Below are 11,712 nucleotides of genomic sequence, written 5' to 3' on the forward strand. Positions count from 1 at the left end.
ATAAAGTGAAACCTTAATCAGTGGTTTTTTCTTCATCCCCCCACTAATCATTAGTTAAACCAATCGGTTTTTTACAGGCAGCCCGACTCCACCAAACTTCTTTGTTTTCTCCGGATTTTGAGATGAGGGTCTTACTGCCCGCAAATAGTGGGATTAATTGAATGAACTAGAAAAAGAAAATGAAATTGGGAGGGGTACGATGACGCAACTCGATTCTTTGCATCCAGTTGTAGAAAAGATAATCAATAATATTGAGAAGGTGATGGTTGGAAAACGAAAGGAAATTACCCTGATCTTGGCGGCTCTCTTAGCTGAAGGTCATGTACTATTAGAAGATGTTCCAGGTGTTGGGAAAACAATGATGGTACATGCCCTTGCCAAATCCATCGATGCAGATTTCAAAAGGATTCAATTCACTCCTGATTTACTGCCATCAGATGTAACAGGTGTTTCTATTTATAATCCGAAAGAATTACAATTCAAATTTATGTCAGGACCTATTATGGGAAATATTGTACTAGCTGATGAAATTAACCGTACATCACCGAAAACGCAATCAGCCTTGCTTGAAAGTATGGAGGAAGGCAATATAACAGTAGATGGGATAACAAGACCTTTACCGAAACCATTTTTTGTAATAGCTACACAAAACCCAATTGAGTATGAAGGAACATATCCTTTACCAGAAGCTCAGCTTGACCGCTTCTTACTAAAGTTAAAAATGGGCTATCCCACACCGGAAGAAGAGTTTGAAGTTTTAAACCGTACAGAAAAAACAAAGCCTATTTCTCATCTACAAGCTGTTATTACAATAGGAGAATTACTACACTTACAACAAAACATACGGGAAATATATACGGCCAAAGCCATCAAGCACTACATCGTAAAACTCGTTAATCAAACCCGCTCTTATAACTCCGTTCAATTAGGAGCTAGTCCGCGTGGTTCCATTGCTTTAATGAAAGCATCACAGGCATATGCGCTCATAAATGGCAGGGACTATGTCATTCCTGATGATGTTAAATTTTTAGCGCCATATGTTTTGTCCCACAGACTCATTTTAAAAATAGAGGCGAAATTTGAAGGGATAACACCAGAAAGTATCATTACAAAAATTCTCGCCCGGACTCCAGTTCCGGCTCAAAAGGCAAAAAACTCCTGATGAAACAGCTATTACGAGTAGTTCATAACGTCGTAAAGCTATCGGTAATTGTTTTATTCATTGCTTTAACATTTCTATACACCATGTTACAAGGAGAATTCGTAAGTTGGTTTCTATTTTACAGCTTTATTCCTTTCGGTCTTTATTCATTACTGTTTCCCTTTTGTGCCCTATGGAACGCCGAGGTGAGACGCATAACAGATCAAAAGGAGTACACGGCCGGACAGCAATTTTTAGGCACTATTACAATAAAGCGAAAAATCCCCTTTCCCTTGTTTTATTTAATTGTAGAAGAAGTACTACCTATGGGATTCAAAAACTGCAAACAATCAAAAAAAGCAAAAGTATTATTATTTCCAGGATTCAAACGAAATATTTCATATCAATACGCAATCGACGCACTCCCTAGAGGGGAACACAACTTTTCGAGTGTACGTGTAAAAACTGGTGATGTATTTGGGATTATTGAAAAAGAGACAACCTTTTCAGTTCCCGATAAATTTTTAGTTTATCCTCAATATATAGACATAACTTATAGACAAGTGGAAAGCTATTTCGAACAAGGAACGCTTTCCTCAAATGTGAATGTAGCAAGAGATGCGACAATTTCAGCTGGTGTCAGAGACTATAAACCCGGTGACCGTTTTTCATGGATCGATTGGAAGGCAACTGCTCGAAAAAACAACATTATGACAAAAGAGTTTGAGCAACAGCGAAGTCATGATGCCGTAATTTTTATGGACAGAACGCCCTCTCCCATGTTTGAATTAGTTGTTACGTTTACAGCTTCTCTCTTGAGATCTATCTTAAAACATGATTCACAAACATCATTCATATCCACCGGAAAAGAACAAACCATTTTCTCTTTACATCATGCAGAGACACAATTACAACAAATTTTCTGTCATTTAGCAAAAGTACAAGCAGACAATATGTTCCCGCTCTCTCAAACTATAGAAATGGAGTTAAAGAAAATCTATCAACCAATAACATTCGTACTTGTGACAAGTAATCTTTCTCCCGATATTCAAAAAATTGCTGAAAGTATGTCAATGAAAAACAGTAGGCTCATGATATTTGTCGTCAAAGAAAAAGCACATCAATTCTCAAATCGGGAGCTAAACGTACTCGAAACACTGCGAAAACGAAAAATATTTGTGAAAGCGGTTTATGGGAATCATTATGCAAATGTATTTTTTGGGGTGAGCAAATGAGAACATTACCTTCAAATAATAAACGAGATATTAGTAGTTTCCTAATGCACATATTCGGTTTTCTCATTTTATTAGAATGGTTAAGGCCACTTATAGAAGTTACAGACATGGTAAGACTGAATCTCTTTACAGGATTTATAGGAATTTGCTTCGTTCTCTCTTTTTTTCAAGTGCGATTTCAAATTTCTATAAAGATTGTAGCCATCTTATTTATGATTCATTCAGTAGATTATAAGGGAAGCTTTATTCATCCTGCCTGGTTGATAGAATTCTTGTCTGATTTTTCTCGTAATATCACTCTTCTCTTTCAAGCAAACTGGTGGGATCTTTCCAAAGTCTTTCAGACCTTCTTATTTTTTCTAGTGCTCTGGTTTTTGTGCTTCCTCATCCTCTATTGGATTATTCGCCAAAAACGTGGGCTCTTATTTCTTACCTTAACCATTATTTATATCACAATTTTTGATATATCCGGATTACACGACATGAATAGAGCGATTATCCGTACAATTATAACTGGTTTTTTCATGCTCAGTCTTCTCCATACTGAGCGCATAAAAACGTCCGAAAACCTACAAAAGTACACCAAATTTGCACCGAGATTACTCGTACCGACTGCTGTATCTATTATACTTGCGATAACCCTTGGATATTTCGCTCCAAAACCTGGTCCTCAATGGTCTAATATTGATACTTTCTTAAAATTTGATTCACCTTCAGCTAATAAGGAAACAGAAATCAGCAAATCTGGTTACAGTATGGATGACTCTCAATTAGGCGGTCCTTTTAAATGGGACGACACAATTGTTTTCACGGCGCAAATGCAAAACAGTCAATATTGGAGAGTGGAAACAAAAGACTTTTATACCGGAAAGGGTTGGGAAATTTCTGAAACTCCAAAAAAAATTTCTTTTAAGAATAAAAACAACGTAGTGAGTTGGTATGAGCCTAATACAAAAACGGAAACTACCGAAGCGATTATCACCATGCAAAAAGACTACCCTCACCTTATTTATCCCGCAGGATTAGTATCGGTTGAGGCTACTTCTAATGCATCATTCAGTGCAGATCCCTTTTCAGAAAAAATCTATGTGATGAAAGACAATTATTCCACTACCTTAAACAAATACAAGGTAGCTTATGAGACTCCTTATTTTTCTACTGAAAACTTAAAAGCTGTAAAAGCAGCGGAGGGTCTAGAGGCAAGCCCTTATTTCATAGCAAAGTATACACAACTACCCGACTCATTACCAAAGAGGGTAAAAGATTTGGCGATAAATCTTACAAAAGATAAAAACAATCGATATGATCAAGTATTAGCTATCGAAAGCTACTTCGCAGATAATTCCTTTGTATATGAAATAGAACATGTTAAGGTTCCCGGAAAGGATCAAGATTATACAGATCAGTTTATCTTCGATACAAAAAGCGGATACTGTAATAATTTTTCAACATCTATGATTGTTTTACTTCGCTCTATCGGAATTCCCTCACGCTGGGTGAAAGGATATACAGGAGGCACTCTTGAAAACAAATTGACTGATTCAGAGTATAAGAACATTTACACAATCACTAATAAAAATGCTCACTCTTGGGTGGAAGTATACTTTCCGGGATACGGATGGGTCCCGTTCGAACCAACAAAAGGTTTTAACAATCCGTATAACTTCACACACGATACTTCAGCTCCCGCCTCACAAAATAGCGCAACCACGGTACCTAGCAACGAAGAGATTCCCCAGCAAAACGAAGGAGTAAAACAAAAGAATGTAATAGAGAATACGGAAGTTCCATCTAACGGAAAGATTGTCGATTCAAAAAAAACGTTTTCATGGTGGTATTTGTTCCTTTGTATTATATCAATGAGCATACTTAGCTATGTCCTCTTTACTACTAGAATAAAGTGGTTCGCATTTTTTATCCTTTTCTTCTATAAATACCGAAAGGGAGATGCTGTTTATTCAAAGGCATACAACGCACTTTTAAAACAACTGGCGAGAAACGGCATTCCCCGCAATGAGAGTCAAACATTGAGAGAATATGCAATCCATGTAGATACCCTTTACAATTCGACTGATATGCAAAAACTCACTCTTAGTTTTGAAAATGCTATTTATCAAAAAAATCATGCCGCATCGGAATGGAACAAATCTGTACAATTATGGGAAAAACTCATAAAAAAAGCATCCTCTCCGCCCAAGTCAAATGAATTCGATACGGTAATTTGATTGAAAAATGCCCTGTTTGAATGAATCAGACTTTTATAAGCATCCCGATTCCCACCTAACTTCTTTGTTTTCATCAAATTTTAAGGTAGGGATCTTACTGACCGCAAATAGCGGGATAAGTTGAAACTTTAACCGGTGGGGGTTTTCTTCATCCCCCACTGATTAAAACTTTACTTTAGAAAAAGACTTATGTAATAATTTCAGCATATCTCCCATATTAAAAGGCACATCTTTTCTTACATACTCAGCAAATTCAGAAACTATGCGCAATGTTTCAATACTTTCAATCGGATGATCCCCTGCTGCACTTTCAGCAGAAAGCATGACAGCATTTGTCCCATCTAGTACGGCTTGAAACACATCGGTTACTTCAGCCCTTGTAGGAATAGAATTCTCCACCATAGATTGTAGCATTTGGGTTGCCGTAATTACATATGTATTTGTATGATTACACTCTTGAATCATTATTTTTTGTAGAAGCGGGATAAATTGATACGGTAATTCCACCCCTAAATCTCCTCTTGCAATCATAATTCCCTCTGCTTCTTTACATATAGATTGAAAATTTTCGATAGCTTCCATTGTTTCAATTTTAGCAATTAAGTTGGGAGAAGTTTCTTTTTTTAGGTGTATAAATTCTCGAATTTCCTTTATATGAGAAGCTTGTCGAACAAATGAACACGCAATAAACTCTACGTCCTCTCCCAAAAGAAACTGAATATCTTTTTTATCTTTCTCTGTAATAGCTGGTAAATTAACAATTGTACCTGGCAAATTCACCCCTTTATGAGAGGCAATATCACCGCCTACCTTTACTTTCGTCTCTATTTTTTCCGCACTTATTTTTTCAACAACCAATTCAACTTCTCCATCATTAATTAGAACTCTACTTCCGACCTTTACATCATTAACAATTCCAGCATAATCAACGCTTACTCCCTCGTTACTTCCTGAAACTGAATGCATGTATAAAGTAAAAGTAGCTCCTGTTTGAAGAGTAATGCGCTCTCCCTCAATCGCACCCAATCTGATCTTAGGACCTTGTAAATCACCTAAAATTTTGATGGAATCATCTAATGATCTTACTAAACGAATTACTTCCCTATGACTTTCATGTAAACCATGTGATAAATTTAACCTCACGATGTTCATACCATTTTTTATTAACTGAGATAATGTATCTTTATTATTACTAACCGGTCCAATTGTACAAATTCGATCAATTGTCATATTTTGCACCATCCTTTTTATTTATAATTCCCAATAAAAAGGAAAAAACGACACTTTACAGACATTAATTACAGTGACATTTAGCAGTTATGATCACACAATCAATTTAAGATTGCTAAATGGTTACTTACAGGTTCTTTGTTAATTTATATTATTAAATTTGTTGAAATAATATAAATGTAAATTTTAGTAGTAAAAAAGCCCTGATACCAGTAGTATCAAGGCTTCCCACTCTTAGTAAAGAGACATATATTGATCGCGTTCCCATTGGTGAACTTGCGTGCGGAACATATCCCACTCAATTTCTTTTGCTTCGATGAAGTGCTCAAGTAAATGCTCACCTAATGCACCACAGATGATTTCGTTAGATTGTAATGTAACTAATGCTTGCGCTAATGTTGCTGGTAAGTCAACGATACCTGCTTCTTCGCGCTCTTCTTTTGTCATTACGTAGATGTTACGATCTACTGCAGCTGGCGGAGTTAATTTATTTTTAATTCCGTCAAGACCTGCTGCTAATAATGTTGCCATTACTAAATATGGGTTTGCAGCTGGGTCAACACTACGTACTTCTACACGTGTACTTACACCACGAGATGCTGGAATACGTACTAATGGGCTACGGTTTTGTGCAGACCATGCTACGTAACATGGTGCCTCATAACCAGGTACTAAACGTTTGTAAGAGTTTACAGTTGGGTTTGCTACCGCTGTAAATGCTGGTGCGTGTTTTAAAATACCTGCGATGAAATGACGCGCATCATCACTTAACTGTAAATCACCGTTTTGATCATAGAATACGTTTTCTCCATTTTTGAATAGTGATAAGTTACAGTGCATACCTGAACCGTTCACTCCAAATAATGGTTTTGGCATAAATGTTGCGTGTAAACCGTGTTTACGAGCGATTGTTTTTACAACAAGCTTGAATGTTTGAATGTCATCACATGAACGAATTGCGTTTGCATATTTAAAGTCAATTTCGTGTTGACCTGGTGCAACCTCATGGTGAGACGCTTCAATTTCAAAGCCCATTTCTTCAAGTTCAAGAACGATATCACGACGACAGTTTTCTCCTAGATCCATTGGCGCAAGGTCGAAGTATCCGCCGTTATCATTTAGCTCTAATGTTGGATTTCCTTTTTCATCAACTTTGAATAGGAAGAACTCTGGTTCTGGTCCAAGGTTGAATTCAGTAAATCCTAGTGCTTCCATTTCTTTCAACATACGTTTTAAGTTGTTACGTGGATCACCTTCAAATGGAGTGCCATCAGCGTTGTAAATATCGCAAATCAGGCGAGCTACTTTACCTTTTTCAGCAGTCCAAGGGAATATTACCCAAGTGTCTAAATCCGGATATAAGTACATATCAGACTCTTCAATACGTACGAATCCTTCAATAGAAGATCCATCAAACATCATTTTGTTATCTAGTGCTTTCGTTAACTGACTAACTGGAATCTCTACGTTTTTAATACTTCCTAAAAGATCCGTAAATTGTAAACGGATATACTTTACATTCTCTTCTTTCGCTAAACGGAAAATATCTTCTCTAGTGTACTTAGCCATTATAAATTCCTCCTTAGTCCCTTTAAACACCTTCAGAATCAGTAATCTTTAGTGAAAAAACCTTGAAATATCACCTTGTCGTAATGATGTTCGATTAAATCTGCCTGTATGCTGCAGTTCATCACGAAGAATTTTACGAAGCTCGGCCTTTGAAATTTCTTTCGTTTCCTCTTTTACTTTCACTGCTTCTGTTTGATTTTCTTTCATTTGTAATACTTGTTTAATACCAGCCATATTTAAGCCTTGATCTAACAAATCTTTAATTTCTAGCAACTTATCTACATCGTTAAATGAAAACAATCTACGATTTCCCTTTGTACGAGTTGGGAAAATTAAATTGTGCTCTTCATAGTAGCGAATTTGACGAGCAGATAATTGTGTTAAATCCATTACAATACCAATAGGAAACAGCGGGGCAGAACGTCTATCTTCTTTCATTGTTTCAGTTCCTCCTTCGCCTTAACTGCTTCTCATTCTATATCATGTTATGTTTAGTGTCAATAGATGTTAGCTTTTCTTACATCGTTTTTTATAAATTTTTTTATTCTTTTTTTAAAATGTCACAAATACCTGCTTCTATGCAAAAAAGCTGTCGAGATCGACAGCTTTTTCCTTACAAAATTGTTAATAGATTTTTTTCAATCAACGCATCAATTGCAGAGCAAATCGCAATCTTCACGTGAGAATAAGTTAATCCACCTTGTACATAAGCAACATAAGGCGCACGAATCGGACCGTCTGCTGATAATTCAATGCTTGCACCTTGAATAAACGTACCTGCAGCCATAATAACATCATCTTCATAACCTGGCATATAGTTCGGGTACGGTGTAAAGTGTGAATTGATTGGAGATGCGTATTGAATCGCCTGACAAAATGCAACCATACGCTCTTTATCATCAAATTGAACAGACTGAATCAAATCCGTTCTTGCAGCATTCCAAGTTGGTGATGTATTCATTCCTAGCTTTTCTAAAAATGCCGCTGTAAAAATCGCTCCTTTTAGCGCTTGTCCTGCTACATGAGGCGCCAAGAAGAAACCTTGATACATTTCCTGCAAACTATATAAAGAAGCACCTGCTTCCGCTCCAATCCCCGGAGACGTTAAACGATACGCACAAGCTTCTACATATTGCTCTTTCCCAACAATGTAACCACCTGTTTTTACAATTCCACCACCTGGGTTTTTAATAAGAGATCCCGCCATTAAGTCCGCACCAACATGACATGGCTCTAACTCCTCCACGAACTCTCCATAACAGTTGTCTACAAACACAATAACATCTGGCTTGATTTTCTTTACAAATGAAATCATCTCTTTAATTTCCGCAACAGTAAATGAAGGACGATTCGCATAGCCTTTTGAACGCTGAATTCCAATCATTTTTGTCTTATCATGGATGGCAGCTTGTACAGCTTTAAAATCAACACGTCCTTCATCTGCTAACGGAACCGCATTGTAACCAATATTATATTCTTTGAAAGAACCAACACCCTTACCACGTACGCCAACAATTTCTTCTAACGTATCATATGGTTTCCCTGTTATATATAATAACTCGTCATTCGGACGCAATATACCAAATAAAGCTGTTGAAATTGCATGTGTACCTGAAATAATTTGCGGACGAACAAGACCTGCCTCCGCTCCAAATACATCAGCATACACTTTTTCTAACGTGTCACGGCCGATGTCATCATAACCATACCCCGTTGTTGGGATAAAGTGCGAATCACTAATTTTATGTTTACGAAAACTTTCTAATACGCGAAATTGATTACTCTCAATCACTTCATCTACACGTTTATGTATATCTACAATTTGACTTTCCACTTCTTTTACAATCGGAGCGATTCTTGCTCCATTTTCCAAACGATCAAACATTGTTATTCTCTTCTCCTTTTTCCACTAAAAATCTCTTTAATTGTCCATTCAGCGGGGAATGAGCAAATATATACCCTGTACACTCATACACAAATTCATCTTCTTTGAATTCCATCCCGGTTAATACCGTTTCTGTTTTTACAAGCGTTAATAATCTACCTTCACTTGGAGGAATCATAGCCTTATACGGTTCCATCGTTTCCATCATCTTCGTTTCTACTGATCCTTTTAACCTTAATAAATCTACTTCCTCGAAAGCACTGGTCATAAGAAAATCACTTTTTGGAAACGGAATAAAATTCTGATGTAATTTATCCTTTTTGTTGTAAACTGTAATAATTGGAATATGATCAATTTCAAGATCTTGTAATAATTGTTTTACCGTCTGCTCATGCCCTGCATAGTTTGGATCTGCCGAATCAACAACATGTAAAATCACATCCGCTTCTCCGGCTTCTTCCAATGTAGAGCGAAACGCCGCAACCAATGACGTAGGTAAATCTTGAATAAACCCTACCGTATCAGTTAATAGTACGGTGTAACCACAAGGCAATTGCATTTTTCTCGTTGTTGGATCTAGCGTTGCAAACAGTAAATTTTCTTCAAACGTATCAGCTTCTGTTAACCTGTTAAACAGCGTCGATTTTCCAGCATTTGTATAACCTATTAATGCCACTTGAAATACTTGATTATTTTTTCGGCGCTCACGATATCTTTTCCGGTGTTCCACAACAACCGCGAGTTGTTTCTTAATTTCATCAATACGCGAACGAATATGACGACGATCTGTTTCTAGCTTCGTTTCACCTGGGCCTCGCGTACCAATTCCACCCCCGAGACGCGATAAGGCTACTCCTTGCCCCATAAGGCGTGGCATCATATATTGCAACTGAGCGAGCTCCACTTGAAGCTTCCCTTCTCTTGATTTCGCACGCTGAGCAAAAATATCCAATATCAGTTGCGTTCGATCAATTACTCTTGCATCTAATACAGAAGATAAATTACGAATTTGACTTGGTGTTAACTCATTATTAAATATAATAACAGCCGGTTCTAATTCTTCAGTCAGTGCAGCAAGTTCCTCTAATTTCCCTTTTCCTATATAAGTAGCAGGATGAAATTTCGGACGTTTTTGCGTTGTAGATACCAAAACTTCTGCACGCGCCGTCTTTGCGAGTGACGTAAGCTCTGTCATAGAATGCATAAACCGCTCATCATCATCTTGCGGCAATTGACAGCCAACTAATATGACTTTTTCTTTTTCTTCCATCAAATATGCTCACTCATCCTTTTCGAAAATTAAACCTTCTAATATAATAGCAGAGGAAGCACATTTCATCTAGTTAGCGGGGGAGAAAATTCATGGCATGGGAGATTTTTAGCATCATCGGTACAATCGCCTTCGCACTAAGCGGAGCGATTGTCGCAATGGAAGAAGATTACGATATTTTTGGAGTATATATTTTAGGAATGGCAACTGCATTTGGAGGAGGTGCTCTTCGTAATTTATTAATCGGTTATCCAATCAACGCTTTTTGGCAACAAGACATGTTATTTCAAATTGCACTCTTATCAATGACAATTATCTTTCTATTTCCAAATAAATTAATCACACATTGGAAACGATGGGAGAACATTACGGATGCCATTGGCTTATCGGCATTCGCTGTACAAGGAGCACTTTACGCACAAAAGCTCAACTTACCTATTAGCGCTACAATTGTCGCAGCTGTTTTAACAGGAATTGGTGGCGGAATCATTCGTGATTTATTAGCACGCCGCCAACCTCTCGTCCTTCGTGCAGAAGTATATGCATTTTGGACGATTCTAGCAGGATTTTTAATCGGCGCCAAGATTATTGTCAGTGACTGGGCTCTATACACCTTATTTATTTTGATTGTTTGCCTACGCATGATTTCCATTCATTACAAATGGCATTTACCGCACAGACGCTTAGAAAATAAAGAGCGTTCCTTGCATAAATAGTAATTCCACCTCTTTACATGACGTAAAGAGGTTTTTCTTTTCCAACGTTTTTTTCTGTTCAGAGTGTCCATACTAAACTTTAAAGTGAGGTGAATATAATGACAAACCACGTAAACAAAGGGGCCCAAAAAAGTTCTGTCAATCAATTTGGCCATGATCCTAATTCTGCACACGAAAAAAGCGAGAAAATGGAGCGATATCATAAAGCATATCAACAAAAAGCAAAAGAACAATAGAGGTGATATTAGATGGCAAAAGGAAATAACAACCGTAATCGCGGACAAAGTAGTAGTGTAAATCCACAAGGACTTGCTTCAGACGTAGCCGATCAAAGTCCAAAAACCAAATTAGAACAACGAGCAAAAACAAAAAACACGAAATAGAATGCAAAACCTTATATCGCATTTCCTTCTATATAAAACAAGGGGCTGTCCCATAAGT

11 protein-coding genes are annotated in these 11,712 nt (G+C 37.2%); 6 read left to right on the plus strand and 5 right to left on the minus strand.

All coding sequences use genetic code 11. The features are described 5' to 3' along the window. The first annotated feature begins 199 nt into the window (after nucleotides 1–199). The 3 genes from V7183_RS16405 to V7183_RS16415 are packed head-to-tail and all read left to right on the plus strand — an operon-like array spanning nucleotide 200 to nucleotide 4,601. Nucleotides 200–1,162, plus strand: coding sequence for an AAA family ATPase (locus V7183_RS16405; RefSeq protein WP_335360195.1), 963 nt, complete (start codon nucleotides 200–202; stop codon nucleotides 1,160–1,162). Next, nucleotides 1,162–2,376 carry a DUF58 domain-containing protein gene (locus V7183_RS16410; RefSeq protein ID WP_335360196.1) on the plus strand — a complete coding sequence of 405 codons (1,215 nt, stop codon included), beginning with the start codon at nucleotides 1,162–1,164 and terminating at the stop codon, nucleotides 2,374–2,376. The genes V7183_RS16405 and V7183_RS16410 overlap by 1 nt, the downstream gene beginning before the upstream one ends. Then, the gene (locus V7183_RS16415) at nucleotides 2,373–4,601 is read left to right on the plus strand and encodes a transglutaminase TgpA family protein (RefSeq protein ID WP_335360197.1); all 2,229 of its coding nucleotides are present in this window, start codon (nucleotides 2,373–2,375) and stop codon (nucleotides 4,599–4,601) included. Before V7183_RS16410 ends, V7183_RS16415 begins: the two co-directional genes overlap by 4 nt. A gap of 162 nt (nucleotides 4,602–4,763) precedes the next feature. Here the strand turns inward: V7183_RS16415 and V7183_RS16420 are convergent, their stop codons facing one another. From V7183_RS16420 to hflX, 5 genes are all read right to left on the minus strand, one after another. Beyond that, complete coding sequence (locus tag V7183_RS16420) at nucleotides 4,764–5,831, minus strand: pyruvate kinase (protein WP_335360198.1); 1,068 nt, start codon at nucleotides 5,829–5,831, stop codon at nucleotides 4,764–4,766. 234 nt (nucleotides 5,832–6,065) lie between these two features. Beyond that, nucleotides 6,066–7,400 (minus strand): type I glutamate--ammonia ligase, encoded by a 1,335-nt coding sequence (gene glnA, locus V7183_RS16425; RefSeq protein WP_335360199.1) that lies wholly within the window; start codon nucleotides 7,398–7,400, stop codon nucleotides 6,066–6,068. 48 nt (nucleotides 7,401–7,448) lie between these two features. After that, nucleotides 7,449–7,838, minus strand: a complete 390-nt coding sequence (gene glnR / locus V7183_RS16430) for a transcriptional repressor GlnR (RefSeq protein WP_097894650.1) — start codon at nucleotides 7,836–7,838, stop codon at nucleotides 7,449–7,451. A gap of 175 nt (nucleotides 7,839–8,013) precedes the next feature. Beyond that, nucleotides 8,014–9,285 carry an aminotransferase class I/II-fold pyridoxal phosphate-dependent enzyme gene (locus V7183_RS16435; protein WP_335360200.1) on the minus strand — a complete coding sequence of 424 codons (1,272 nt, stop codon included), beginning with the start codon at nucleotides 9,283–9,285 and terminating at the stop codon, nucleotides 8,014–8,016. Next, nucleotides 9,278–10,555 carry a GTPase HflX gene (gene hflX, locus V7183_RS16440; protein ID WP_335360201.1) on the minus strand — a complete coding sequence of 426 codons (1,278 nt, stop codon included), beginning with the start codon at nucleotides 10,553–10,555 and terminating at the stop codon, nucleotides 9,278–9,280. Before hflX ends, V7183_RS16435 begins: the two co-directional genes overlap by 8 nt. Before the next feature lie 92 nt (nucleotides 10,556–10,647). On the opposite strand from hflX, the gene V7183_RS16445 reads away from it, so the two are divergent. The 3 genes from V7183_RS16445 (at nucleotide 10,648) to V7183_RS16455 (ending at nucleotide 11,654) form a co-directional block, all read left to right on the plus strand. After that, the gene (locus tag V7183_RS16445; RefSeq protein ID WP_097894647.1) at nucleotides 10,648–11,271 is read left to right on the plus strand and encodes a trimeric intracellular cation channel family protein; all 624 of its coding nucleotides are present in this window, start codon (nucleotides 10,648–10,650) and stop codon (nucleotides 11,269–11,271) included. A gap of 98 nt (nucleotides 11,272–11,369) precedes the next feature. After that, nucleotides 11,370–11,507 (plus strand): hypothetical protein, encoded by a 138-nt coding sequence (locus V7183_RS16450; RefSeq protein ID WP_170958169.1) that lies wholly within the window; start codon nucleotides 11,370–11,372, stop codon nucleotides 11,505–11,507. A 12-nt stretch (nucleotides 11,508–11,519) separates the two neighbouring features. Next, the gene (locus V7183_RS16455; RefSeq protein ID WP_255257320.1) at nucleotides 11,520–11,654 is read left to right on the plus strand and encodes a hypothetical protein; all 135 of its coding nucleotides are present in this window, start codon (nucleotides 11,520–11,522) and stop codon (nucleotides 11,652–11,654) included. The last annotated feature ends 58 nt before the right edge of the window (nucleotides 11,655–11,712 follow it).

The sequence above is a fragment of the Bacillus sp. JJ1127 genome, from assembly GCF_036965845.1.
Taxonomy (GTDB): Bacteria; Bacillota; Bacilli; order Bacillales; family Bacillaceae_G; genus Bacillus_A.